Below are 24,863 nucleotides of genomic sequence, written 5' to 3'. Positions count from 1 at the left end.
GACAGGTAGGTTCGAGCCGTGAGCGCCAACAGAAACCAGCACAGCACTCCCCACCACGACAAGCTGCCCATCCGGATGCTGCACGACCGGGTTCTCGTGCGGCAGGAGACCGGTGAGGGCGAGCGGCGGTCGGGGGGCGGCATTCTGATTCCCGCCACCGCGGCGGTGGGCCGGCGGCTGGCCTGGGCCGAGGTCGTCGCCGTCGGTCAGAACGTACGGACGGTGGAGCCCGGGGACCGTGTCCTGTTCGACCCGGAGGACCGGGCGGAGGTGGAGGTGCGGGGCGTGGCGTACGTCCTGATGCGCGAGCGTGACCTGCACGCCGTCGCCGCCGACCGGTTCGAGGGGTCGGAGGACTCCACGGGGCTGTACCTGTAGAGCGGGCCGTACCTGCGGAACGAGGTGCGAGAGGGCCGGTGACCATCGTCACCGGCCCTCTTTGCCGTGTCTTTGCTATGTTCGGAAGGAGCCCGACGAGACGCGCCGTACCGGGTCGAAGGCAAAGACGACGCACCCGGAGTGACCCGTAGGAAAGTCGCCGCGTCCCGGAGGTGCCGTCATGGCCTGGGTTCTGCTCGTCGTCGCCGGTCTGCTGGAAGTGGGCTGGTCGATCGGGATGAAGTACAGCGAGGGGTTCACCCGGCTGGTCCCGAGTCTGTTCACCGGCGCCGGCATCGTCGCGAGCATGGTCCTGCTGTCGTACGCCGCGAAGTCCCTGCCCATCGGTACGGCGTACGGGGTGTGGGTGGGCATCGGCGCGGCCGGTGCGGCGGTGCTCGGCATGGTGGTGCTGGGTGAGCCGGTCACCGCCGCCCGGATCTTCTTCGTGTGCCTGCTGCTGGTCGCCGTGGTGGGGCTGAAGGCGACCAGCGGTCACTGAGGCGTCAGGGGTTACGACGTCAGGCGTCAGGTGCCGGTGAAGCCTCCCGGGCCCCCGTCCGTCCCGGTGGTGCCGCCGCCCGGTGTGCCGCCCGCGGCAGTCCCGCCGCCGGTGGGCGTGCCTCCGCCGGTCGGGTCCCCGCCGCCGGTGGTGGCGCCGCCGTCCGTGGTGGTTCCGCCGCCGGTCGGGGTGCCGCCGCCGGTGGTGGCGCCGCCGTCCGTGGTGGTTCCGCCGTCGGTCGGGGTGCCGCCGCCGGTGGTGCCGCCGTTCGTCGGGGTGCCGCCGCCCGTGGTGCCGCCGTTCGTCGGGGTGGCCGCGCCGGTGGTACCGCCGTCCGTCGGCGTGGCCGTGGCGCCGCCGTCGTTCCCGCCGCCGTCGGTGCCGGGCTGGGCGGTGCTGGTGGCGGGGGGCTCCTGGACCTGGTCGGCGCCCTGCTGGAGCTCCAGGTCGAACTTGCCCACCGGCTTGCCCTTCAGCGCGTCGCGCGTGTACTGCGCCCAGATCTGGGTGGGCGGGCCGCCGCCGTTCATGCGCTGCTGGCCGAGCGCCCCGTACAGCGGCTGGTGCTTGGCCGTCACCGGGTCCTGGCCCATGACGGAGACCACCGTGGCCAGGTCCGGGGTGTAGCCGGCGAACCAGGCGGCGGTGTCCCTCTCGGCGGTACCGGTCTTGCCGGCCGCCGGACGGCCCGCGGCCTGGGCGGCCGTGGCGGTGCCGTTCTCGACCACGCTCTGCAGGACCGAGGTCGTGGTGTCGGCGGCCTCGCGGCTGACGGCCTGCTTGGCCGGCCGCTCGGGCAGCTTGACCTCGTCGGTGCCGTCCTTGGTGATCTTCTCGACCAGGGTGTACGTGCCGTGCTTGCCGTGGTTGGCGAGCGTGGCGTAGGCCTCCGCCATGTCCAGGACGCTGGCGGTGGCGGTGCCGAGGGCGATGGAGGGGTACGGCTGGAGGTCCGGGGTGTCGGAGGGGATGCCCAGGTCGACGGCGGTCTGCTTGACCTTGGCGGGGCCGACGTCGACGGCCATCTGCGCGTACACCGAGTTCACCGACGCGTCGGTGGCCTTGCGGACGGTGATCGGGCCGTACGACTTCTGGTCCTCGTTCTCGGGGGCGTAGGCGCCGCCGTTCCAGCCCTGGACGGGGCGCTGGTTGGTGCCGTCGTAGACGGTGTTCGGGGTGATGGCGCGGCCGTCCTGGGTGGTGGACCCGTTCTCCACGGCGGAGGTGAACACGAACGGCTTGAACGTGGAGCCGACCTGGAAGTCGCCGCGGGTGGCGCCGTTGGTGTACTGCTTCACGTAGTCGATGCCGCCGTACATCGCGACGACCTTGCCCGTCTTGGGGTCGACGGAGGCGCCGCCGGCCCGGACGAAGGTGTCCGCCTTGCGGTTCTTCTTGTCCAGCTTGGACATCAGCTGGTCGTCGACCGCCTTGACGAAGGCGTCCTGCCGGTCCTTCTGGATGGTGGTGGTGATGCGGTAGCCGCCGGCCGTGAGGTGGTCGGAGTCGATGATGTTGTTCGCGGTGAGGTACTGCTTGACCGCCTCGACGAGGTAGCCGCGCTGGCCGGACATGCCGGTGGAGACCGTCTGCTCCTTCGGCATGGGGAACTTCATGCCGGCGCGCTTGGACTCGCTGAGCCAGCCCTTGGTGACCATGCCGTCCAGGACGTAGTTCCAGCGGGCGACGGCCGCCTTGCGGTTCTCGGGGTGAGCGACGACGTCGTACTCGCTGGGCGCGTTGACGAGCGCGGCGAGGTAGGCGGCGCGGGCCGGGTCGAGGTCGGCGGCGTCGCGGCCGTAGTAGGCCTGGGACGCGGCCTGGATGCCGTAGGCGTTGCGGCCGAAGTAGCTGGTGTTGAGGTAGCCCTCCAGGATCTCGTCCTTGGACTTGTTCTGGTCGAGCTTGATCGCGATGAAGAACTCCTTGGCCTTGCGGGTGACCGTCTGTTCCTGGGCCAGGTAGTAGTTCTTCACGTACTGCTGGGTGATCGTCGAGCCGGACTGCTTTCCCTTGCCGGTCGCGGTGTTCCAGCCGGCGCGGAGCATCGCCTTGGGGTCGACGGCGGACTCGGTGTAGAAGTCCCGGTCCTCGGCGGCCAGTACGGCGTGCTGGGCGTCCTTGGAGACCTGGGCGAGGGTGACGTTCTCGCGGTTGACCTCGCCGTCGCGGGCCAGCTGTGAGCCGTCGGCGTACAGGAAGACGTTGCTCTGCTTGGTCGCGAACGCGTTGGCCGGGGGGATCTTCACCAGGGAGTACCCGACGAAGAAGAGCCCGACGAGCAGCAGCACGCCGACGAAGAAGGTGCCGAGCACCATGCGCCAGGTGGGGATGATCCGCCGCCAGCCGGTCCGCTTGGGCCGCTTGCCCTTCTTGTCCTTGCCCTTGCCCTTGCCGCCGGGGGTGTCACCGTCGGTGGCGGGGAGGGTGGTGGTGAGGGCGCCGGTGGCGTTCCGGGAATCGGTGCCGGGGCCGGCGGCCGAGGCGGCTGCGGCGCCGGTCGCCGACGCGGCGGCGGCCTTGGCGGCCTGGGCACCGGCTCCCGCCCCGGCACCGGCTCCCGCTGCGGCGGTGCCGGCCGCGCGGGCGGCGCGGGCGGCCCGGGCGGCGGCCGGGGAGGAGGGGGCGGCGGCACCGGGTGCCTGGGCGGCGCGGTTCTCCCCGCCGGGTCTGGGCACGGTGGGGGGAGGGGTACGGCGGGTGGGGTCCGGCTCACCGGCGCTCTCGCCGGAGCGGGGCGCGTTGACCCGCCGCAGCACCTGTGTGGTCTCGGGCGCGGCGGCGGAGCCGTCCTCCTGCCGGGCACCGGAACGCGGCCCGCGGGGCGGGGTGACACGGCGGAGCACCTGGGTGCTCTCGGCGGGCGGCTCCTGTCCGGAGCCGCCCGGCTTCCCGCCTCCACCGGGCGCACCGGCACGCGAGCCGTCCTTGGCGGCGGAGGCAGCGCTGTCACCGTCGGCAGCCGCGGCCCCGCCGGGCACCGGCCCGTCACCGGACGCCGATGCGCCACCGGACTCCGCGCGCCGGCCGGGCACCGAACCACGGCCGGACTCCGAACCGCGGCCGGATGCCGCGCCTGCACCACCTGCCGACGCTCCACCGGGCACCGGGCCACGGCCGGACTCCGAGCCGTCCCCGGACCCCGGGCCACGCTCGGCGGCCGGGCCGCCGGCGGCTTCCCGCCCACGTGCGGACGCCGCACCACGACCGGCGGCCGGGCCGCGGCCGGGCACCTGGGTGCCGCCGGAGGCCGTGTTTCCCGCGGTTCCCGCTGCCGCCGTCCCTTCCGTGCGGGCGCGGGCCGCCTGGCGGGCTCGCGCGATGGAAGCCGTCCGGTCCCGGTCCTGTTCGGCTGCGTCCCCGGGGCGGGGGCCGTCCTGGGCGGACGTGCCCGTCGAGCCGGGGCGGGACGGGGCGTCCGCCGGGCCGTCGCCGGTCCCGGCCGTCCGGCCCGTGCCACGTCCGGCCGCCTCCGGGACGCTCGCACCGGCGCCAGGGGTGCCGTCGGCCCCGCGCTCGCCGCGCCGCGGCTCCCCCGCGGTCCCGGTCCGGCCGGCACGCGGGAACCCCTCGGCACCGTCGGCGCGCCCGGCACCGCCACGGCTGCCGGTGCCCCCGGCGCCGCTCGACGCACCCTCGGCCCGCGGGCCACCCTCACCGTCGCGGGCGCCCCCGGCGCGCCGGCCACCGTCGCCCCTCCCGGCGCTCTCGGCACGGTCGCCGTCGCCGCGCCTCAGGGGACCCCCGGCGCGTGCGCTGGTGTCGTTCGTGGTGCCCCCTGCGGGATTCGGTGGTGCGCTGCTCGGTTGGCGGCGTCCCGGGTTTCCGGGCCCTTCAGCCGGCAGCGGCTTCTCAGGTGCCACGCCTTCGTTCGGCTGCTGCGGCTGCGGCTCGTCGCTCATGTCGTGCACGGACTCCTGTTTCGCGTCGTACGTTCCCGTACGCCTCGTACGCTTCTGCGCTCCCCCTGTTTGAAGACTCTCGCACCTGGCGTTCCGTTCCCGGATTCCGGCACGCTTCCGACCGGAAATCGCGTGGCCGGCCGCCGGGCCTCCGGACTAGGCTCCTGCGCTTCGGTGTCGAGCGGTCCGAGGAGGTCGACTGGCGTGGGCGCGGGACGGTTGTACGCGGCCGTGGCGACAGGGGGATTCAGACGGTACGCGACCTACCGGGCCGCCACTGCGGCAGGGGTGTTCACGAACACCGTCTTCGGTCTCATCCTCGTCTACACGTACCGGGCCCTGTGGGACGCGAGGCCGCATCTGGGCGGGTACGACCAGCCGCAGGCCGTGACGTACGTCTGGCTGGGGCAGGCGTTCCTGTCGACCCTGGCGATCGGGGGCGGCGGCGTCGAGGACGAGCTGATGGAACGCATCCGTACGGGGGACGTGGCGATCGACCTGTACCGGCCCGCCGACCTCCAGCTGTGGTGGCTGGCGGCGGACCTCGGCCGGGCGTTCTTCCAGCTGCTGGGCCGGGGCCTGGTCCCGTTCGTGTTCGGCGCGCTGTGCTTCCCGGTGTACCTGCCGGCCGACGCCGGCACCTGGGTGGCGTTCCTCGTCGCGGTGGTCCTGGCCATGCTGGTCGGTTTCGGCATCCGCTACCTGGTGGCGCTGAGCGCGTTCTGGCTGCTGGACGGCGCCGGTGTGGCGCAGATGGCGTGGCTGCTGGGCGTCTTCTGCTCGGGCATGCTGCTGCCGCTGAACGTGTTCCCGGGGGCGCTCGGTGACGTCGTGCGGGTGCTGCCCTGGTCGTCGCTGCTGCAGGGCCCGGCGGACATCCTGCTGGGGCACGCGGACCCGCTGCCCACCTATCTCTTCCAGGCCGCGTGGGCGGTGGCCCTGCTGGGGGCGGGGCGGCTGGTGCAGTCGGCGGCCACGCGCCGGGTGGTGGTGCAGGGTGGCTGAGATCCGGGTCCCCCGCCAGGACCGCGGCCGGGTGTCCGGTTCGGTCCGCCGGCTGGCCGAGGGCGTGCGGGCGTACCGGCTGATCGCGGGGATGTGGGTGCGCTCGACGATGGCCTACCGGGCGTCCTTCGCCATGACCACGTTCGGGAACTTCGCGGCGACCTTCCTCGACTTCGTCGCGATCATGCTGATGTTCTCCCGGGTGGACGCCCTGGGTGGCTACCCGCTGCCCGAAGTGGCGTTCCTGTACGGCCTGTCCGCGACCTCCTTCGGGCTGGCGGACCTGGTGATCGGGTCGATGGACCGGCTGGGCCGGCGGGTCAGGGACGGCACGCTGGACACCCTGCTGGTGCGCCCGGCGCCGGTGCTGGCGCAGGTGGCGGCCGACCGGTTCGCGCTCCGGCGGCTGGGCCGGGTGACGCAGGGGGCGCTGGTGCTGGGCTGGTCGCTGACGCGGGTGGACATCGACTGGACGGTGGACAGGCTGCTGCTGATGCCGGTGATGGTGGTGAGCGGCTGCGGCATCTTCTGCGCGGTGTTCGTGGCGGGCGCGGCGTTCCAGTTCGTGGCGCAGGACGCCTCGGAGGTGCAGAACGCCTTCACCTACGGCGGTACGACGCTGCTGCAGTACCCGCCGACCGTGTTCGCGAAGGAGCTGGTGCGCGGGGTGACCTTCGTGCTGCCGCTGGCCTTCGTCAACTGGCTGCCCGCGACCCATGTGCTCGGGCGGCCGTACCCGCTGGGCCTGCCGGAGTGGACCGCGTTCACGCCCCCGCTGGTGGCGGTCGCCTGCGGTGTGCTCGCGGGGCTGGCCTGGCGGGCGGGACTTCGTTCGTACCGCAGCACAGGGAGCTAGCGTGAGTGACGTGATCACAGGGGACGACGGCGTCGCGCGGGACGGCGTCCCGGGGGACGGCTTCATCGCGGTGGAGCGGGTCGAGAAGGTCTTCGAGGTGCGCCGCAGGACCGGGTTCCTGCGGCGGGAGCGGCACGAGGTGCGGGCCGTGGACTCGCTCTCGTTCACCGTGGGGCGCGGCGAGATGGTCGGGTACATCGGGCCGAACGGCGCCGGGAAGTCGACCACGATCAAGATGCTGACCGGGATCCTGACGCCGAGTGCCGGGCGGCTGCGGGTGGCGGGCATCGATCCGGCGCGGGAGCGGTCGCGGCTCGCGCACCGGATCGGGGTGGTGTTCGGTCAGCGGACCACGCTGTGGTGGGACCTGCCGCTGATCGACTCGTACCGGCTGGCGCACCGCATGTACCGCATCCCGGACGCCCGTTACCGCGAGAACCTGGACCGGCTGGTGGAACTGCTGGACCTGGGCGCCCTGTTGGACGTACCGGTGCGGCAGCTGTCCCTGGGGCAGCGGATGCGCGGTGACATCGCGGCGGCGCTGCTGCACGACCCGGACGTGCTGTACCTGGACGAGCCGACGATCGGTCTGGACGTCGTGTCGAAGGCCAGGGTGCGGGAGTTCCTGCGGGAGGTGAACGCCGAGCGCGGCACGACGGTGCTGCTCACCACGCACGACCTCCAGGACATCGAGCAGTTGTGCTCGCGGGTGATGGTGATCGACCACGGGCGGCTGGTGTACGACGGCGCGCTCGCGGGGCTGCACGAGGCCGGCGAGAGCGAGCGGACGCTGGTGGTGGACCTGGAACGGGAGCTGCCGCCGGTCCAGGTGCCGTCGGCCCGGGTGGTGCGGGTGGAGGGTCCACGGCAGTGGCTGGCGTTCCCGGCGGGGCAGTCGGCGGCGCCGGTCGTGGCGCATCTGGCCGCCCGGTACCCGCTGGTGGACCTGTCGGTGCGGGAGCCGGACATCGAGGCCGTCATCGCCAGGATGTACGCGGAGAAGGCGGTCTCGTAGGCTGCCGGCATGAGCGACGACGCAGTCCCGGACCTCCGAGCGTCCGACGCCGACCGCGACCGGGTCGCCGAGGTCCTGCGGGACGCCCTGGCCGAGGGCCGGCTCGACATGGCGGAGTTCGACGAGCGGCTGGAGGCGGCCTACCGGGCGCGGACGTACGGCGAGCTGGCGCCGCTGACCCGCGATCTGCCGGTGGCCGGCGCCGCCGCACCGGTCCTGCCCGTCTCCTTCGTCAAGGCCCCGGTGGCGGGCGGTGGCCGGGCGGGCCGGATCACCGGCGCGGAGGGCTCCTCGCGGGGCGCGGTGGCGGTCCTGTCGGGGTTCGAGCGCAAGGGCCGCTGGACGGTGCCGAGGCGGTACTCCTGCCTCACGTTCATGGGCGGTGGCGAACTCGACCTGCGGGAGGCCGACTTCGCCGCCGGTGAGGTCGAGATCCACTGCGTGGTGATCATGGGCGGGGTCCAGGTGATCGTGCCGCCGGGTGTCGAGGTCGTCGTGCGCGGTATCGGTGTGATGGGCGCCTTCGAGCACCCGAGGGACGACGGCCCGCCCGAGCCGGGCGCGCCCCGCGTGATCATCGGCGGGGTCGCTTTCTGGGGCGGGGTGGGCGTGGAGCGCAGGCTTCCGCGCGGGGAGCGCAAACGCCTGAAGAAGCCGCGCTGAGCGCGGCCCGCCGGGGCTGCGCCTACGACGTGCAGACCTTGGTCAGCTCCCCGGCCGCGTCCGTCACGGGGCTGACGTCGGGGGTCGCGTCCCCGTTCCTGATGGCCGTGCGTACGTTGCCGACCGCCTTCTGCAGGTCGTCCACGGCCTTGTTGACGTCGGCGTCGTCCGTCTGGTCGCCGATCTTCCGCAGGCTCTTGTCGATGGAGTCGAGCGACGCGTCGGCCTGGGAGGGGTCGTTCGCCGCGTTCTCCACGGCCTGCTGGAGTCCGGTGACGTTGTCGGCGATGGCGTCGGCGGTCTGCACGCAGTCCAGCGCCTTGTCCACGGCGTCGCAGCCGGTGGTGAGGCCGGCGGCGAGCGCGGCGGTCGCTACGGCGGCGACAACGGTGAGTCGGCGTCGGCTGGCGGCCATGGTGGTGTCCCTCCCCTGGTACGGCTGGCCGGGCGCACGCCGGTGAGCGGTGCGCCCGTACCCACAGGGACGTCACGGGGGTCCGCCGGGTTGCCCCGCGGACTTGGGGACTTCTTTACGCGCGCGTGGCCGTCAGTGCCGCCTGCTGGATGGCGGTGAGTTCCCGGCAGCCGGTGACGGCGAGGCCGAGCAGGGCGTCGAGTTCCTCGCGGGCGAACGGCGCGGCCTCGGCGGTGCCCTGGACCTCGACGAAGCGGCCGTCGCCGGTGCAGACGACGTTCATGTCGGTGTCGGCGCGCACGTCCTCCTCGTAGCAGAGGTCGAGCAGCGGGACCCCGCCGACGATGCCCACGGAGACGGCGCTCACGGTGCCGGTGAGCGGCTGCCGGCCGGCCTTGACCAGCTTCTTGCCCTGGGCCCAGGCGACGGCGTCGGCGAGCGCGACGTACGCGCCGGTGATGGCGGCCGTGCGCGTGCCGCCGTCGGCCTGGAGGACGTCGCAGTCGAGGACGACGGTGTTCTCGCCGAGCGCCTTGTAGTCGATGACGGCGCGCAGGGAGCGGCCGATGAGCCGGGAGATCTCGTGGGTGCGGCCGCCGATCCTGCCCTTGACGGACTCGCGGTCGCCGCGGGTGTTGGTGGCGCGGGGCAGCATGGCGTACTCCGCGGTGACCCAGCCCTCGCCGCTGCCCTTGCGCCAGCGCGGGACGCCCTCGGTGACGGAGGCGGTGCAGAAGACCTTGGTGTCGCCGAAGGAGACGAGGACGGAGCCCTCGGCGTGCTTGCTCCATCCGCGTTCGATGGTGACCGGGCGGAGCTGTTCGGGGGTACGACCGTCGATGCGAGACATGGCGACGAGCCTAGCCGTACACGGGGAAGGGGCTCCTCCGGTGGGGGGAAGAGCCCCTTCGGGGTGAGCCGGGAGGGCTCACATCATGTCTTCGATCTCCGCGGCGATCGGGTCGGCGTCGGTGCCGATGACGACCTGGATGGCCGTGCCCATCTTGACGACTCCGTGGGCGCCGGCGGCCTTCAGGGCGGCCTCGTCGACCAGAGCGGGGTCGGACACCTCGGTGCGCAGCCGGGTGATGCAGCCCTCGATCTCCTCGATGTTGTCGATGCCACCGAGTCCGGCGACGATCTTCTCAGCCTTGCTGGCCATGTTCCTTCTCCCTGCTCCGAACCGCTTTGTCGCAGTAACCCACAGTTGGCCCATCTTCGCGAGCGGTCTTGCCGTCCGTGCCGGATGATGGCGATCACGACAGCGGAACCGTCCGTCGACTGGTCTACACCACCGTGGGGAAGGTCGCCAAACCCATGAGTGCACCGAGTACGGCGGGTCCCGCCCGGGCCCGTCGGCACCGCGCCTTCCAGGGCCTGCAGAAGATGGGCCGCAGCCTGCAGCTCCCCATCGCGGTGCTGCCGGCGGCGGGCATCCTCAACCGGCTCGGCCAGCCCGACGTGTTCGGGGCCGGCGGTCTGGGCTGGACGGGCGTCTCGAAGGTGATGAGGGGCGCGGGCGGCGCGCTCCTCGACGGCTCGCTCGGCCTGCCCCTGCTGTTCTGCGTGGGGGTCGCGATCGGGATGGCGAGGAAGGCGGACGGCTCGACGGCGCTGGCGGCGGTGACCGGCTTCCTCGTCTACTACAGCGTGCTGCACCAGTTCCCGCAGCGGTGCCCGGGCGGCTCCACCGCGGTGCCGGACGTGGGCTGCCAGGTGAGTTCCGGCGCGGGGGTGGGGGCGGTGACGCCGTTCACGTTCCAGAATCCGGGGGTGTTCGGCGGCATCGTGATGGGGCTGCTGGCGGCCTTCTTCTGGGCGCGGTACCACCGCACGCGGCTGGTGGACTGGCTGGGCTTCTTCAACGGCCGCCGGCTGGTGCCGATCATCATGGCGTTCGTGGCCATCGTGTTCGCGGCGCTGTGCCTGTGGGTCTGGCCGCCGGTCGGCGACGCGCTGGAGAGCCTCGGCCGCTGGCTGCGGGACGCGGGCGCCTGGGGGGCCGGCGTCTTCGGTGTCGCCAACCGCGCGCTCCTCGTGATCGGCCTGCACCAGTTCCTGAACGTGCCCGTCTGGTTCCAGTTCGGCACGTACACGCCGCCGGGCGGCAGGCCCGTGCACGGCGACATCAACATGTTCCTCGCCGGGGACCCGCACGCCGGCCAGTTCACCTCGGGCTTCTTCCCGATCATGATGTTCGCGCTGCCGGCCGCCGCGCTGGCCATCACGCACTGCGCGCGGCCGGAGCGCCGCAAGGAGGTCGGCGGCCTGATGCTGTCGGTCGCGCTGACGTCGTTCGTGACCGGCATCACCGAGCCGCTGGAGTACTCGTTCCTGTTCGTCGCGCCCGCCCTGTACGCCGTGCACGCGGTGCTCACCGGAGTGTCGATGGCGGTGACCTGGGCGCTCGGGGTGCACGACGGTTTCAGCTTCTCGGCCGGCCTGATCGACTACGTGATCAACTGGAACCTGGCGACGAGACCGTGGGCGATCATCCCGATCGGCCTGTGCTTCGCGGCCGTGTACTACCTGGTGTTCCGCGTCGCGATCACGCGGTTCGACCTCAGGACGCCGGGGCGGGAGCCGGCGGAGCAGGTCGAGGACGTCACCAAGGCCTGACGGCGCACAGCGCGTAGTGCCGCGGTAGCGGATTCGCGGGTTCCTTACGCCGCCTTCATCGTGCTACAACAGGTCTACACCACAGGTGGTGTAGACCAGAGACGCTGCCGTCCCCTTCCATGGTTCCCGGGCGGCGCCTTGCCCGATGGAGGAACTTGTGACCACGGCCAGCACCGCACCCGCGGCCGAGAAGAAGAAGGGCGCCGGAGCGATGGCAGTGCTCCAGCGCATCGGCCGCAGCCTGATGCTGCCGGTCGCCGTGCTGCCCGCCGCCGCCCTCCTGGTGCGCCTCGGCAACACCGACATGCTGGGCCGCGCGTCCTTCCCGGCCTTCCTGACCAAGATAGCGTCGTTCATGGCGGCCGGCGGCAACGCCATCCTCGACAACATGGCGCTGCTGTTCGCCGTCGGCATCGCGATCGGCTTCGCGAAGAAGTCGGACGGCTCCACCGCACTCGCCGCCGTCGTCGGCTACCTGGTCTTCAAGAACGTGCTCGCCACGTTCACCGACAAGAACCTGCCGAAGGTGGCCGCCGTCGTCGACGGCAAGGTCGTCATGCAGAACGCCCCGGTGGACGCCAAGGTCCTCGGCGGCGTGGTGATGGGCATCGTGGTGGCCCTGCTGTACCAGCGCTTCTACCGCACCAAGCTGCCCGACTGGGCGGGCTTCTTCGGCGGCCGCCGGCTCGTACCGATCCTGTCGGCCTTCGCGGGCCTCGTCATCGGCATCGTCTTCGGCTACATCTGGCCAGTCCTCGGTACGGGCCTGCACAACTTCGGCGAGTGGCTGGTGAAGTCGGGCGCGGTCGGCGCGGGCATCTTCGGTGTCGCCAACCGTGCGCTGATCCCCATCGGCATGCACCACCTGCTGAACTCGTTCCCGTGGTTCCAGGCGGGCGAGTACCACGGCAAGAGCGGTGACATCGCGCGCTTCCTGGCCGGCGACCCGCACGCGGGCCAGTTCATGACCGGCTTCTTCCCGATCATGATGTTCGCCCTGCCGGCCGCGTGCCTGGCGATCGTCCACTGCGCCCGGCCGGAGCGCCGCAAGGTCGTCGGCGGCATGATGTTCTCGCTGGCGCTGACGTCCTTCGTCACCGGCGTCACCGAGCCCATCGAGTTCACCTTCATGTTCATCGCGCCGGTCCTGTACGCGATCCACGCGGTCCTCACCGGTGTCTCGATGGCGCTGACCTGGTCGCTGGGCATGAAGGACGGCTTCGGCTTCTCGGCGGGCGCGGTCGACTTCGGCCTCAACCTGGGCATCGCGAGCAATCCGTGGGGCCTGGTCCTGGTCGGCCTGTGCTTCGCGGTGGTCTACTACGTGATCTTCCGCTTCGCGATCACCAAGTTCGACCTGCCGACCCCGGGCCGCGAGTCGGACGAGGAACTGGCGGAACTGCAGAAGGCAGAGGCCAAGTAACCACGCGAACGGAAGGCCCCGGAACCTCCTCGGTTCCGGGGCCTTCCGTCTGCGCAGAACGTCAGATCTCGTACGTCTGTCTCGGCGCAGCCAGATGCACCGGGCCGTCGAACACCTCACGGGCGTCCCGCAGGTTCACCTCGGGGTCGGTCCACGGCGGGATGTGGGTGAGGACGAGCCGCCGCGCGCCCGCGCGGGCCGCCGTCTCCCCCGCCTCGCGGCCGTTGAGGTGCAGGTCGGGAATGCTCTCCTTGCCGTGCGTGAACGCGGCCTCGCACAGGAACAGATCGGTGTCCCGGGCCAGCTCGTCCAGCACCGCGGTGACGCCGGTGTCGCCGGAGTACGTCAGGGACCTGCCGCCGTGCTCGATCCGGATGGCGTAGGCCTCCACGGGGTGGCGGACCCGCTCGGTGTGCACGGTGAACGGGCCGATCTCGAACGTGGACGGCTTGACCGTGTGGAAGTCGAAGACCTCGCTCATCGAGGAGGCGGAGGGGGTGTCCGCGTAGGCCGTGGTCAGGCGGTGCTCGGTGCCTTCGGGACCGTGGACCGGGAGGGGGTCGCACCGGCCGCCCTCATGGCGGTAGTAGCGCGCCACGAAGTACGCGCACATGTCGATGCAGTGATCGGCGTGCAGATGGCTGAGGAAGATCGCGTCGAGGTCGTAGAGACCGCAGTGGCGCTGCAGCTCGCCGAGGGCGCCGTTGCCCATGTCGAGGAGCAGCCGGAAGCCGTCGGCCTCGACGAGATAGCTCGAACAGGCCGATTCCGCGGACGGGAACGACCCCGAGCAGCCGACGACGGTGAGCTTCATGAAGCAGAAACCTCCGTAGGCGGGTAACCGGTGGGCGGGACGTAAACCCCGTGCGGGGCGGGGGCTGTCGGGGGTCGTGCGGTGCGTCGAGCGTAAGGCGCGAAAGCGCGGGTCGCTCCTCCGCCAGGGGCCGTTGTGGGCGAACTCACCTGTGCTGTCACCGGTTCGGCTGGAAGCGGGGCGCACCAGGATCGGAAGAGGGCGCGCGATGTCCGGCGCGCGCCGGTAACGTCGTCGTATGGACACGTCCTGGTGGCTGGCGCTCGCGGCGGTGGTACTGCTCGCGCTGGTCGCCACGCTCGTCGACGGCTGGGGCCGCGGTCACCGGCCCCGTGGCCGGCGCCTGCGGACCCCGGGGCGCCCGGCCCGGGGGACGGCACACGACGTGCGGCCCTGCCCCGGGGACATCTGGTGGGCGGAGGTCCCCTACGAGGACCGGGCCGGGGCGAAGGACCGGCCCTGTCTGGTACTGGCCGTGCGCGGCGACCGGGCCACCGTCGCGAAGATCACCAGCAAGTACCACGACGAGCGCTGCGGGGTGATCCCGCTGCCGCCCGGCGCGGTCGGCGACACCCAGGGGCGGCCCAGCTTCCTGCGGACCGACGAGCTGCGCGAGGTCCCGGTGGACGGCTTCCGCCGCCGGGTGGGCGTGGTCGACCCGGTCCTGTGGGACCAGGTACGGCACCTGGCCGGTTAGCTCCGCGGGCTCGCCCCCCGAGGGCTCCGCCTCACCTCACGCGCACGGTGACCGTCCAGTCCTCGATGCCCTTGCAGGAGACCTGGCCCGGTGCGGTCGGCTCGGCGCACAGCGGGCGGGACGACGTCAGCTCCACCGTGCCGGCGGCCACCGCCCGGTACGCGGCCGTGGCGTCACCCGGCTGGAGTACGAAGCCCGCGTTGACGGCCTCCAGTCCCGCTCCGCGCGCGGCCACCGGCCGCCAGGGGCGGGCCCTGGTGCCGTCCAGGGTCAGCCGGACCTCGCCGCCCTCGGTCACGCAGACGGTACGGCCGTGATCGGCGGCCGTCAGCTCGACGTGACCGGTGCAGTCGCGGGCGGACGGGGCGGGCGACGGCGTGCCCGTGCGGGCCGGCGCCGACACCTTGTCACTGCTCCCGGTGTCCTGCTGGGAGCCGCAGCCCGCGAGGAGCAGCGCTGCCGCCGCGGGGGCGAGGAGCGTCGTACGGCGCATGGGGTCCGCCTTTCTGCCGGTGTCCTGGTACGGATGTGACGTACCACCGGAGCGAGCGGATCCGCCGCCGGGGCCTTCCGTTCGGACCAGGCCGGATCAGGCACCCCGCGAGCCCGGCGTGGTCCGGACGGAGGACCCTAGGCCCAGAGCTGGCCGTGGAGGGTCGCGATGGCCTCTTCCGTGGTGGCCGCGGTGTAGACGCCGGTGGAGAGGTACTTCCAGCCGCCGTCGGCCACGATGAAGACGATGTCGGCGTTCTCGCCCGCCTTGACGGCCTTCCGGCCGACGCCGATCGCCGCGTGCAGGGCGGCGCCGGTGGAGACGCCCGCGAAGATGCCCTCCTGCTGGAGGAGTTCACGGGTGCGGGTGACCGCGTCGGCCGAGCCGACCGAGAACCGGGTGGTCAGGACGGACGCGTCGTACAGCTCGGGGACGAAGCCCTCGTCGAGGTTGCGCAGGCCGTAGACCAGGTCGTCGTAGCGCGGCTCGGCGGCGACGATCCGGACGTCCGGCTTGTGCTCGCGCAGGTAGCGGCCGACGCCCATGAGGGTGCCGGTGGTGCCGAGGCCCGCCACGAAGTGGGTGACCGAGGGCAGGTCGGCGAGGATCTCGGGGCCGGTCGTGGCGTAGTGGGCGCCCGCGTTGTCCGGGTTGCCGTACTGGTAGAGCATCACCCAGTCGGGGTGCTCGGCGGCCAGTTCCTTGGCGACGCGCACGGCGGTGTTGGAGCCGCCGGCGGCCGGGGAGGAGATGATCTCGGCGCCCCACATGCCGAGCAGGTCACGGCGCTCCTGCGAGGTGTTCTCGGGCATCACGCACACCATCCGGTAGCCCTTGAGCTTGGCCGCCATGGCGAGGGAGATGCCGGTGTTGCCCGAGGTGGGTTCGAGGATCGTGCAGCCCGGGGTCAGCCGGCCGTCCTTCTCCGCCTGCTCGATCATGTGCAGGGCGGGGCGGTCCTTGACCGAGCCGGTGGGGTTGCGGTCCTCCAGCTTGGCCCAGATCCGCACGTCCGGGGACGGCGACAGCCGCGGCAGGCGCACCAGGGGGGTGTTGCCCACCGCGGCCAGCGGGGAGTCGTAGCGCATCGCTGCTCGGTGACCGATCAGCGCATGCCGCCGGCGACGGCCGGCAGGATCGTGACGTTGTCGCCGTCGGACAGCTTGGTGTTGATGCCGTCCAGGAAGCGGACGTCCTCGTCGTTGAGGTACACGTTGACGAAGCGGCGCAGCTGGTCGCCGTCCACGATGCGGGCCTGGATGCCCGCGTGCCGCGACTCCAGGTCGGCGAACAGCTCGGCGAGGGTGCTCCCGTTGCCCTCCACCGCCTTCTGACCGTCGGTGTACTGGCGGAGGATGGTGGGGATGCGGACCTCGATGGCCATGGTTGCGGGCTCCTGTCGGGAAGTGTCGGAAGGTGTGGGCACGCGGCGGGGCACGCCGCGGCTCACGGCCGTACGGCGGCGGGGAACGTCAACAGATGGCGCTGTTCAGCCTGCACAGGTCGACGTGCAGCCGCGCCACGAGCAGCGTGCCCGGCGCCTTCTCGCTCACGTCGTTCAGAACCATGGGCTCATCGTATCGATTCCCGGTCCGGGTTCCGGAGTGTGATTCCACATCCCGGACTTCAACCGACCGCGTACTGAGATCAGTACGCCTCGACGACCTTGACCTCCTCCTCGGTGACCTCCCCTTCCAGGATGCGGAAGGAGCGGAACTGGAACTCTCCGGCGCCGTCGGTGTCGGCGGTGGACACCAGGACGTAGTGCGCGCCGGGCTCGTTGGCGTAGCTGATGTCCGTCCGGGAGGGGTACGCCTCGGTCGCGGTGTGGGAGTGGTAGATGATCACCGGCTCCTCGTCGCGGTCGTCCAGCTCGCGGTAGAGCTTGAGCAGGTCCTGGGAGTCGAACTCGTAGAAGGTGGGCGAGCGGGCCGCGTTGAGCATCGGGACGAAACGCTCGGGGCGGCCGGAGCCCACCGGTCCGGCGACCACCCCGCACGCCTCGTCGGGGTGGTCCGCGCGCGCGTGGGCGACGATCTGGTCGTGGAGCGCCTGGGTGATGGTCAGCATGGGGGTCAGGATAAGCAAAGGGGCCGTCCCGTACCGAGGGGTGGTACGGGACGGCCCACATGGCGGACGTCCTGAGCGGCGGCCGCCGGGGGCGCCACGAGAGCTCCCGACGACCGGACGTCCTTTCCGGAGGGTCTTGCGGGGGTCCGCCCCGGGGTTTGCGGGGGTTTCCCCTGGTTCCTTCCGGGGGTCAGCCCACCTGCTCGAACTCCGGCTCGCGGCGGTCCGCGATGGACGGCGTCCGGGACTTCAGGACCAGCCAGCCGATACCGAGGGCGACCGCCCAGACCGCCATGACGTACAGGCAGACGCGGGAGTCGGCGTCGTAGGCGATGAGGCCGGTGACGAAGAGGAGGAAGGCGATGGCGATGTACGAGCACACCGCGCCGCCGGGCGCCGGGAAGGAGCTGGTGGGCAGCCGGCCCGCGTCGACCGCGCGGCGGTACAGGACGTGGCTGATCAGGATCATCAGCCAGGTCCAGATGCCGGCCGCGGTGGCGACGGAGGTGACGTAGCCGAAGGCCTTCTCCGGGACGACGTAGTTCAGGACGACGCCGATGCCCATGAACAGCACCGAGACGGTGATGCCGAGCGCGGGGGTCTTGGTGGCCGACAGCTTCGAGAAGACCCGCGGGGCCTCGCCGTTGTCGGCGAGGGTGCGCAGCATGCGGCCGGTGGAGTACATGCCGGAGTTGCAGGACGACAGGGCGGCGGTGAGCACCACGAAGTTGACGATGCCGGCGCCGGCCGGGATGCCGATGACCGCGAACGCCTTCACGAAGGGGCTGACGCCCGGCGCGAACTCGGTCCACTTCACCACGCACAGGATGACGGTGAGGGCACCGACGTAGAAGAGCGCGATGCGCCAGGGCAGGGTGTTGATGGCCTTCGGAAGGGTCTTCTCCGGGTTCTCGGACTCGCCGGCGGTGACGCCGACCAGCTCGACCGCGAGGTAGGCGAACATCACGCCCTGGAGGGTCATCAGCGAGGAGCCGATGCCCTTGGGGAAGAAGCCGTCGAACTGCCACAGGTTGGCCACGTGCGCGGTGTCGCCCGCGGCGCTGAAGCCGAAGGTGAGCACGCCGAGGCCGATCACGATCATGCCGATCAGGGCCGTGACCTTGACCATGGAGAACCAGAACTCGATCTCGCCGAACAGCTTCACCGAGATCAGGTTGGCCACGAACAGGACCACGAGGAAGACCAGTGCCGTCACCCACTGCGGGATGCCGGGGAACCAGTAGTGGACGTAGATCGCGGCGGCCGTCAGCTCGGCCATGCCGGTCACGACCCACATCAGCCAGTACGTCCAGCCGGTGAAGTAGCCGAAGAACGGGCCGAGGAACTCGCGGGAGTACTCGGCGAAGGAGCCGGAGACCGGGCGGTAGAGCAGCAGTTCGCCCAGGGCCCGCATGATGAAGAAGATGATCACGCCGGCGAGGGCGTACATGAGAATGAGGCTGGGACCGGCCTTGGCGATGTTCGCGCCGGCTCCCAGGAAGAGCCCGACGCCGATCGCGCCGCCGATCGCGATCATCTGGACCTGGCGGCTGCCGAGCCCTCGCTCGTACCCCTCCTCAGGGGTGGTGGTGACCTTCTCAGAGGTCATGTGTGGTGCGCCTTTCTCCATGCCGACCCGGGCCTTTCGTCGGCCTCGGATCGGGTCTCGATCCCCCCGGATGATGGAGTTGTCTGCCTGGCCGACGGTCGTCGGCTCGGTGGCGCACCCGGCCGGACATGGGTGGTGTCGGCCGGGCGGTCGTGAAGATTTATCACGGCCGCAATACTGATCACAGGGGTGCGGTGTGGCGCATCACACAGGGAAAAGCGGACAAAGAGCGCCCGAATGCGGCAAAACCGGCTGCGAAGGTGACGGGATCGTTATCCGGATTTGAGCGTCCTCTGAGCGAACGCGCCCGAGGGGGCGAAACCGTACGAACTACGGCATCAAGGTCGTCACCAGGGTCTCCTGAAGCCCGCCGAGCCACAGGTACGCCATGACCATCGGCTTGCGCGGGTCCTCGTCCGGAAGCCGGTAGAGCAGATCGGTGTCGTCCTCGTCGGTGATCTCCAGCCGGGAGCCGATCGCCAGCCGCAGGTCGTTGAGGGCGCCGAGCCACTGCCGGGACTCGCCGGGCGACAGCTTGAGCACCGCCCCGCCCTCGTCCACCGGGGCGAGCGCGTCGAGGCTGCGGATCACCCCGAGGGCGTTCTCCCGCTTGCCGGCGCGCAGGTCGTTCTCCGTGAAGCGGCGGAACTCGGCGGAGTGCGCCCGCCGCTCCTCGGCCTCGGCCGACGACGCCGGGGCCTCCTCCGGGTCGCTGTAGGCGTCCGGGAAGAGCCTGCGCAGCACCGGGTCGGCGGGGGGCTCGCTCGGCCCCTGCGCGAACAGCTCGGCGAGCGGGTCGTCCGGGGCGTCGGCGCCGGGTCCGGGACCGACGAGCTCCAGGAGCTGGACGGCCAGCGACCGGATGATGGAGATCTCGACGTCGTCGAGGGCGACGGCCGCGCCGCCGCCGGGGAGCGGTTCGAAGTGTCCGGGCATCTGGGTGCGTTTACTTCCGGTCCTGCTGGAGGGTGGCCCACAGACCGTAACCGTGCATCGCCTGCACGTCGCGTTCCATCTCCTCGCGGGTCCCGCTGGAGACGACCGCCCGGCCCTTGTGGTGGACGTCGAGCATGAGCTTGGTGGCCTTGTCCTTGGTGTACCCGAAGTACGTCTGGAAGACGTAGGTCACATAGCTCATGAGGTTGACCGGGTCGTTGTGCACGATGGTGACCCAGGGGACGTCGGGCTCGGGTACGGCGAAGACCTCCTCCGCCGACTCGGTGCGTTCGATCTCTACGGGCGCGGGTGACGTCACACAGCCCATGCTGCCACGGCCCGCATAAATCGTCACACCGACGAAAAGGGAGTACGATTCCTCGTCATGAACACAGCGGACCTTGGGCTGCCGGTGGACGTCCCCTCGACAGCGCTCTTCACGGACCAGTACGAGCTGACGATGCTGCGCGCCGCCCTGAAGGCCGGTACGGCCGAACGACGGAGCGTGTTCGAGGTCTTCACCCGGCGGCTGCCGGACGGGCGGCGGTACGGAGTGGTGGCCGGCACCGGCCGTGTCCTGGACGCGGTGGAGAACTTCCGCTTCGACTCCGGCGTCCTCCACTTCCTGCGCGAGCGGGACATCGTCGACGAGGAGACCCTGCGCTGGCTCGCCGACTACCGCTTCAGCGGGGACATCTGGGGCTACCCGGAGGGCGAGGTCTACTTCCCCGGCTCGCCGGTCATGCGCGTCGAGGGCAGCTTCGCCGAGTGCGTGCTGCTGGAGACCGTGATCCTGTCCATCCTCAACCACGACTCCGCCATCGCCGCCGCCGCCTCCCGGATGGCCTCCGCCGCCGGCGGCCGCCCGCTGATCGAGATGGGCGCCCGCCGCACCCACGAGCTGGCCGCGGTGGCCGCCGCCCGCGCCGCCTACGTCGGCGGCTTCGCGACCACCTCCGACCTGGCCGCCGGCTTCCGCTACGGCATCCCGACCGTCGGCACCTCCGCCCACGCCTTCACCCTGCTGCACGACCGCGAGCGCGACGCCTTCCAGGCCCAGGTCGACACCCTCGGCCGGGGCACGACCCTCCTGGTGGACACCTACGACGTCGCCGAGGCCGTCCGTACGGCGGTCGAGGTGGCCGGCCCCGAGCTGGGCGCGGTCCGCATCGACTCCGGCGACCTGCTGCTGGTGGCCCACCGGGTGCGGCAGCAGCTGGACGAGCTGGGCGCCACCGGCACGAAGATCGTCGTGACCTCCGACCTGGACGAGTACGCCATCGCCTCGCTGGCCGCCGCGCCGGTGGACGCGTACGGCGTCGGCACCCAGCTGGTGACCGGCTCCGGGCACCCGACCTCCTCCATGGTCTACAAGCTGGTCGCCCGCGCCGGGTCCGCCGACCCGAAGGCGCCGCTGCTGCCGGTCGCGAAGAAGTCCAGCGGCGGCAAGACGTCCATCGGGGGCCGCAAGTGGGCGGCGCGGCGGCTGGACGCGGAAGGGGTCGCGGAGGCCGAGGTCGTCGGCACCGGGGCGGTCCCGGCCGAGCTGGCCGACCGGCAGCTGCTGGTGGAGCTGGTCAAGGGCGGCGAGGTGGTCGCCCGGGAGCCGCTGGACGTGGCCCGGGACCGGCACATCGCGGCCCGAGCGAACCTGCCGCTCTCCGCCATCCAGCTGTCCAGGGGGGAACCCGTCATTCCGACGGAGTACGTCCAAGGGCGCTCGGGTAGCTAGAGCGGGACCCCCTTCCGCCCCTCGACGCCCCCTCCCGCAGGAGCCCGGAATTCTCTAGGCTCAGTTACTTCACTCTCAGTCGAAGGACACCCACCATGCGCCGCGCCTTGATCGTCGTAGACGTGCAGAACGACTTCTGCGAGGGGGGCAGCCTCGCGGTGTCCGGCGGTGCCGACGTGGCCGCCGCCATCACCGAGCTGATCGGCCAGGCGGCGGGTACCGGATACCGGCACGTCGTGGCCACCCGCGACCACCACATCGCGCCCGGGGGGCACTTCGCGGACAACCCCGACTACGTCCGCTCCTGGCCCGCGCACTGCGTCGCGGGCACGGAGGGGGTGGGCTTCCACCCGAACTTCGCCCCGGCCGTCGCCTCCGGCGCGGTGGACGCCGTGTTCGACAAGGGCGCCTACGCGGCCGCGTACAGCGGCTTCGAGGGCAGGGACGAGAACGGCGTCCCCCTGGCCGACTGGCTGCGTGCCCGGGAGATCACGGAGGTGGACGTGGTGGGCATCGCCACGGACCACTGCGTACGGGCCACCGCCCTGGACGCCGCGCGGGAGGGCTTCCGCACGCAGGTCCTGCTGGACCTGACGGCCGGGGTGGCGGGCGAGACCACCGAGCGGGCCCTGGAGCAGCTGCGGGAAGCGGGCGTGGAGCTCACCGGCAAGCCCGTGGTGAGCGGCTAGGACAGCGCCCGGGGCTCACCGCGCCACCGCCGGCCCGCGCAGCAGCGCCCGGATCGGATGCCACAGCTCCGTGACCATGACACCGTTGTCGGCCGGGGCCGTGCGCCATATCAGGCCGTCGGGGTGGTGCAGGACCGCCGTGATCTCGTCCGGTGTCGGAGGCTCGGCGTTCCCCCGCAGGTAGATCGCCCGCAGGCCCAGGTTCCGGAGCCTGGTCAGAGCTCGGGCCCGGTTCTGTGCGTGCACGAGAACCCGCACCCCGGCGGAGCCGTACGGCAGGTTCAGCGCCACCACCACCGTGCCGTTCGGCAGCTTGCAGAAGCCTCCAGCGGCCATGCGGTCACATCCCCGTTCCGGTCGGTGTCAATAAGCGGTCCACAGGACGCACCTAAACACGACCGGCGGCAACCCGCCAAGGGGTTGCCGCCGATACGCCTGTGACCTGCGGTGATGCGGACTACTTCACCGCGGGGCCGACCTTGAGCTGGATCGTGGAGCCGTCCTTGGCCTCCTTGACGATCGTGATCTTGGTGTTGGTGTCAGTGACCTTCACCCCGCCCGTCGGGTTCGACGGGTCGTAGTAGGTGCTGGTGTGGTCGTTGAAGACCCGGACACCCTTCGAACCCTTGATCTTCAGCGCGACGTCGGCCTTGTGCAGCGTGATGCCGTCCGTGGCGTAGAGGCTGAACGGCGAGTCGTAGGCCTGGATGCGGTTGCGCAGCAGCGTGCCGTCGGTCCACTTCAGCGCCTTGGGGTGCGAGTCGACCGGCAGGATCAGACCGGAGCCCGGGTGGCCGTTCGCGGCGTTCGTGTTGTTGTCCGCCTGGGAGGTGTCCCACTTCCAGATCAGCAGGCCGTTCTGGTACGGGTAGTGCTCCACCCAGTCCGGGCGCGACGCGAAGCCGAAGTTGTACGGGCCGGTCTTCAGCGTCTTGTCGTACGACACGTACTGCCGGTTCTCGGCGATGTAGTACTGCTTGTAGTCCTGGGTGAAGGACGCGCCGATGCGGGAGAAACCGTCCGCGGTCCAGCCGGCGTCCGCGCTCTCGGCGTCGTCCGAGAACAGCGGGGTGCCGTCGGCGGTCACGGCGATCTCGTCGGCCGTGAAGCCGTTCTCCGCGACACCGCCGTCGGTGGCGTAGCGGAAGCGCAGGTCGATCTTCTTGCCCGCGTAGGCGTCGAGCGGGAACACCAGCTTCTTGTGCGTCTGCGAGAAGCCGCTGAGCGCCGGCTTGCCGCTGGCGTCGACCGGCAGCGCCTGGCCGTCGGCCGTGCCGTCCAGGGCGGTCCAGTTGGCGCCGCCGTCGGTCGAGACCTCGGTGTAGACGTAGTCGTAGCCGGCCTCGGTGGCCCACCAGCCGTCCAGGGTGAGGCTCGCCGAGGACTTGCCGGTCAGGTCCACGGAACGGGTCAGCGTGTTCTTCAGGTTGTTGCCGCTGCCGCTCCACCACTGGGTGGCGCCCTGCGCCGGCTCGGTGATGGTGGTGGTGACCGCCTTGTCCGGCAGGGTCACCACGAGGGCCTGCTTGTCCCAGGTGTTGTATTCGGCGACGCCCAGCTTGTGCGTGGACTGCTTGCCGGCCTTGGCGGTGTCGTAGTTCAGCCAGCCCAGCTGGAGCTTGTCCCAGGCGTTCATGTCGCCCGGCAGGTCGCCGATGGACTCCTTGCCGGTGCCGAGCCAGGAACCGGAGGACATCAGCGTCCAGAAGCCGGTGGAGTTGTCGCCGCCGGCGGTGTCGTACTCGTCCGGCAGACCGAGGTCGTGGCCGTACTCGTGGGCGAAGACACCGAGGCCGCCGTTCTCCGGCTGGATGGTGTAGTCGCCGACCCAGACGCCGGTGTCGCCGACCTGCGCGCCGCCGAGCTTGTTGTTCTCGGGGCCGGTGGCGCCGGCGTCGGTGCCGAAGGCGTACCAGCGGTGGGCCCAGATCGCGTCCGTGCCCTGGGCGCCGCCGCCCGCGGACTCGTCCTCGCCGGCGTGCACGATCTGGAAGTGGTCGACGTAGCCGTCCGGCTCGTTGAAGTTGCCGTCGCCGTCGTAGTCGTACCGGTCCCACTGGTCGTACTGGGCGAGGTCCTTCTTGATGTCGGCGTCGGTGCGGCCGGCCTTCTTCTGCTGGGCGACCCAGGCGTTCAGGCCGTCGCTGACGACGTTCCACACGCTCGGGCAGTTGGTGGAACCGCAGGCGTTGTTGCCGTAACGGGCCTCGTTGTAGGGGACCTTGACCCAGTCGGAGACCTCGCCGGAGACCGAGTAGCGGCCCGAGGACTGCTTCTCGTAGTACTTCTTCAGCGACTCGGTCTTCTTGCCGGTGCCGAAGTAGAGATCCTGGAAGTGCTTCTGGTTGTAGTCCTTCTGCCAGGCCGTCGAGTTGTCCTTCTTGCGGTCCGGCGCGGCGATCGTGTTGTGCAGCGGGCCCGCGGTGCCGCCGAACTTGGGGTCGGTCTTGTCACCGAACTCCACCAGGATCGTGAAGATCTTGTCGGTCTTCTCGCGGCCCAGTTCGACGTACTTGCTCCGGCCCTTGCGGCTCTTGAGCTCGACGACCTTGGAGCCGTTGCGCTCCTTCGCGGTGGCCTTGCCCGATATGAGCTGGTTCAGAGCCTCCTTGCGCTGCGCCTCCTGGGTCTTGCTCAGGGGGCCGTCCAAATCGTGCGTGCGCTGCTTCACCGGAGCCGGGTCGTGCCGGTTGGCGACGGCGCTCCGGGCCTGGGTGCTCGCCTCCGCGACGGCGAAGGTGGCGAACGTGGCGGAGGCCGCCGCGAGCGTCACACCGATGGCCGCCGCTCTGAACGTCCAGGATCTGCTGGTCACTTGAGTTCCTCCCCCGCGCCGCGCACACGGACAGAGGGTTCCGGGTTATGGAGGAATCCGTGCGCGCACGATCAACGCGTGTAGTCAAGTGACGACATTTGACTAGAGGTTTAGCTGAAAAAACAGACCTTGACTTGAGCAGGACAAGTGCACTATGCGGAGGTGGCGTTCGCTTTACGGACGCGTGTCGCCGACGCCAACGGGCGCGGACGAACGCCCGTTTGGCCGGG

Annotated in this window: 26 protein-coding genes and 1 riboswitch; of the genes, 11 read left to right on the top strand and 15 right to left on the bottom strand. The window is 71.1% G+C overall.

The window, feature by feature from the left end:
• Positions 1-18: 18 nt before the first annotated feature.
• Together LG395_RS16870 and LG395_RS16865 are read left to right on the top strand one after the other, a co-directional pair.
• Positions 19-378, top strand: a complete 360-nt coding sequence (locus LG395_RS16870; protein WP_171155827.1) for a GroES family chaperonin — start codon at positions 19-21, stop codon at positions 376-378.
• 69 nt (positions 379-447) lie between these two features.
• Positions 448-515: riboswitch (guanidine-III (ykkC-III) riboswitch) on the top strand.
• A gap of 44 nt (positions 516-559) precedes the next feature.
• Positions 560-880, top strand: a complete 321-nt coding sequence (locus LG395_RS16865; RefSeq protein WP_225810301.1) for a DMT family transporter — start codon at positions 560-562, stop codon at positions 878-880.
• A 26-nt stretch (positions 881-906) separates the two neighbouring features.
• Here the strand turns inward: LG395_RS16865 and LG395_RS16860 are convergent, their stop codons facing one another.
• Entirely contained in the window at positions 907-3,726 is a 2,820-nt protein-coding gene (locus tag LG395_RS16860) for a transglycosylase domain-containing protein (protein ID WP_225810431.1), read from the bottom strand.
• Positions 3,727-4,986: 1,260 nt separating this feature from the next.
• On the opposite strand from LG395_RS16860, the gene LG395_RS16855 reads away from it, so the two are divergent.
• The 4 genes from LG395_RS16855 to LG395_RS16840 are packed head-to-tail and all read left to right on the top strand — an operon-like array spanning position 4,987 to position 8,321.
• Positions 4,987-5,787 (top strand): ABC transporter permease, encoded by an 801-nt coding sequence (locus LG395_RS16855; RefSeq protein ID WP_171155823.1) that lies wholly within the window; start codon positions 4,987-4,989, stop codon positions 5,785-5,787.
• 1 nt (position 5,788) lies between these two features.
• Positions 5,789-6,643: an ABC transporter permease gene (locus LG395_RS16850; RefSeq protein ID WP_225810430.1), complete on the top strand. Its 855-nt coding sequence runs from the start codon at positions 5,789-5,791 to the stop codon at positions 6,641-6,643.
• Between the two features lie 10 nt (positions 6,644-6,653).
• On the top strand, positions 6,654-7,658 hold the full coding sequence (locus LG395_RS16845; protein ID WP_372463378.1) for an ABC transporter ATP-binding protein: 1,005 nt from the start codon (positions 6,654-6,656) through the stop codon (positions 7,656-7,658).
• 9 nt (positions 7,659-7,667) lie between these two features.
• The gene (locus LG395_RS16840; protein ID WP_225810300.1) at positions 7,668-8,321 is read left to right on the top strand and encodes a DUF1707 SHOCT-like domain-containing protein; all 654 of its coding nucleotides are present in this window, start codon (positions 7,668-7,670) and stop codon (positions 8,319-8,321) included.
• Between the two features lie 22 nt (positions 8,322-8,343).
• Here the strand turns inward: LG395_RS16840 and LG395_RS16835 are convergent, their stop codons facing one another.
• The 3 genes from LG395_RS16835 to LG395_RS16825 form a co-directional block, all read right to left on the bottom strand.
• A complete protein-coding gene (locus LG395_RS16835) occupies positions 8,344-8,736 on the bottom strand; it encodes a DUF8711 family protein (protein ID WP_171155816.1) in 393 nt (130 codons plus the stop codon).
• A gap of 115 nt (positions 8,737-8,851) precedes the next feature.
• On the bottom strand, positions 8,852-9,586 hold the full coding sequence (rph, locus tag LG395_RS16830; protein ID WP_225810299.1) for a ribonuclease PH: 735 nt from the start codon (positions 9,584-9,586) through the stop codon (positions 8,852-8,854).
• 78 nt (positions 9,587-9,664) lie between these two features.
• Complete coding sequence (locus tag LG395_RS16825) at positions 9,665-9,898, bottom strand: PTS sugar transporter subunit IIB (protein WP_014672981.1); 234 nt, start codon at positions 9,896-9,898, stop codon at positions 9,665-9,667.
• A 155-nt stretch (positions 9,899-10,053) separates the two neighbouring features.
• On the opposite strand from LG395_RS16825, the gene LG395_RS16820 reads away from it, so the two are divergent.
• Both LG395_RS16820 and LG395_RS16815 read left to right on the top strand, forming a co-directional pair.
• Positions 10,054-11,355: a PTS transporter subunit EIIC gene (locus tag LG395_RS16820; protein ID WP_225810298.1), complete on the top strand. Its 1,302-nt coding sequence runs from the start codon at positions 10,054-10,056 to the stop codon at positions 11,353-11,355.
• A gap of 157 nt (positions 11,356-11,512) precedes the next feature.
• Positions 11,513-12,778: a PTS transporter subunit EIIC gene (locus LG395_RS16815; protein WP_171155811.1), complete on the top strand. Its 1,266-nt coding sequence runs from the start codon at positions 11,513-11,515 to the stop codon at positions 12,776-12,778.
• Between the two features lie 61 nt (positions 12,779-12,839).
• Here the strand turns inward: LG395_RS16815 and LG395_RS16810 are convergent, their stop codons facing one another.
• On the bottom strand, positions 12,840-13,592 hold the full coding sequence (locus tag LG395_RS16810; protein WP_171155810.1) for an MBL fold metallo-hydrolase: 753 nt from the start codon (positions 13,590-13,592) through the stop codon (positions 12,840-12,842).
• Between the two features lie 238 nt (positions 13,593-13,830).
• On the opposite strand from LG395_RS16810, the gene LG395_RS16805 reads away from it, so the two are divergent.
• Positions 13,831-14,289, top strand: coding sequence for a type II toxin-antitoxin system PemK/MazF family toxin (locus LG395_RS16805; RefSeq protein ID WP_171155808.1), 459 nt, complete (start codon positions 13,831-13,833; stop codon positions 14,287-14,289).
• 31 nt (positions 14,290-14,320) lie between these two features.
• Here LG395_RS16805 and LG395_RS16800 read toward each other — a convergent pair whose 3' ends face one another.
• The 8 genes from LG395_RS16800 to clpS form a co-directional block, all read right to left on the bottom strand.
• Positions 14,321-14,782: a hypothetical protein gene (locus LG395_RS16800; RefSeq protein ID WP_171155806.1), complete on the bottom strand. Its 462-nt coding sequence runs from the start codon at positions 14,780-14,782 to the stop codon at positions 14,321-14,323.
• Between the two features lie 137 nt (positions 14,783-14,919).
• Positions 14,920-15,870 (bottom strand): PLP-dependent cysteine synthase family protein, encoded by a 951-nt coding sequence (locus LG395_RS16795; protein WP_171155804.1) that lies wholly within the window; start codon positions 15,868-15,870, stop codon positions 14,920-14,922.
• Between the two features lie 17 nt (positions 15,871-15,887).
• Positions 15,888-16,166, bottom strand: coding sequence for a MoaD/ThiS family protein (locus tag LG395_RS16790; RefSeq protein WP_014672988.1), 279 nt, complete (start codon positions 16,164-16,166; stop codon positions 15,888-15,890).
• 88 nt (positions 16,167-16,254) lie between these two features.
• The gene (locus LG395_RS41675; protein WP_309550412.1) at positions 16,255-16,350 is read right to left on the bottom strand and encodes a putative leader peptide; all 96 of its coding nucleotides are present in this window, start codon (positions 16,348-16,350) and stop codon (positions 16,255-16,257) included.
• Between the two features lie 79 nt (positions 16,351-16,429).
• Positions 16,430-16,852 carry a M67 family metallopeptidase gene (locus tag LG395_RS16785; RefSeq protein ID WP_171155802.1) on the bottom strand — a complete coding sequence of 141 codons (423 nt, stop codon included), beginning with the start codon at positions 16,850-16,852 and terminating at the stop codon, positions 16,430-16,432.
• A gap of 190 nt (positions 16,853-17,042) precedes the next feature.
• On the bottom strand, positions 17,043-18,461 hold the full coding sequence (locus LG395_RS16780) for an amino acid permease (RefSeq protein WP_225810297.1): 1,419 nt from the start codon (positions 18,459-18,461) through the stop codon (positions 17,043-17,045).
• Positions 18,462-18,791: 330 nt separating this feature from the next.
• Entirely contained in the window at positions 18,792-19,397 is a 606-nt protein-coding gene (locus tag LG395_RS16775) for a DUF2017 domain-containing protein (RefSeq protein ID WP_225810296.1), read from the bottom strand.
• 10 nt (positions 19,398-19,407) lie between these two features.
• The gene (gene clpS, locus LG395_RS16770) at positions 19,408-19,725 is read right to left on the bottom strand and encodes an ATP-dependent Clp protease adapter ClpS (protein ID WP_171155799.1); all 318 of its coding nucleotides are present in this window, start codon (positions 19,723-19,725) and stop codon (positions 19,408-19,410) included.
• Between the two features lie 57 nt (positions 19,726-19,782).
• On the opposite strand from clpS, the gene LG395_RS16765 reads away from it, so the two are divergent.
• On the top strand, positions 19,783-21,129 hold the full coding sequence (locus LG395_RS16765; RefSeq protein ID WP_171155798.1) for a nicotinate phosphoribosyltransferase: 1,347 nt from the start codon (positions 19,783-19,785) through the stop codon (positions 21,127-21,129).
• A 95-nt stretch (positions 21,130-21,224) separates the two neighbouring features.
• Complete coding sequence (locus tag LG395_RS16760; protein WP_171155797.1) at positions 21,225-21,818, top strand: nicotinamidase; 594 nt, start codon at positions 21,225-21,227, stop codon at positions 21,816-21,818.
• A 15-nt stretch (positions 21,819-21,833) separates the two neighbouring features.
• Here the strand turns inward: LG395_RS16760 and LG395_RS16755 are convergent, their stop codons facing one another.
• Both LG395_RS16755 and LG395_RS16750 read right to left on the bottom strand, forming a co-directional pair.
• Complete coding sequence (locus LG395_RS16755; RefSeq protein WP_171155796.1) at positions 21,834-22,154, bottom strand: hypothetical protein; 321 nt, start codon at positions 22,152-22,154, stop codon at positions 21,834-21,836.
• 121 nt (positions 22,155-22,275) lie between these two features.
• Positions 22,276-24,633 carry an immune inhibitor A domain-containing protein gene (locus LG395_RS16750; RefSeq protein WP_225810295.1) on the bottom strand — a complete coding sequence of 786 codons (2,358 nt, stop codon included), beginning with the start codon at positions 24,631-24,633 and terminating at the stop codon, positions 22,276-22,278.
• Between the last annotated feature and the right edge of the window lie 230 nt (positions 24,634-24,863).

The sequence above is a fragment of the Streptomyces spinosus genome (assembly GCF_020400655.1).
In the GTDB taxonomy this organism is placed as follows: domain Bacteria; phylum Actinomycetota; class Actinomycetes; order Streptomycetales; family Streptomycetaceae; genus Streptomyces; species Streptomyces argyrophylli.
Note: the sequence above shows the minus strand (reverse complement) of the source record. Positions and strands in the feature narration are given on the sequence as shown.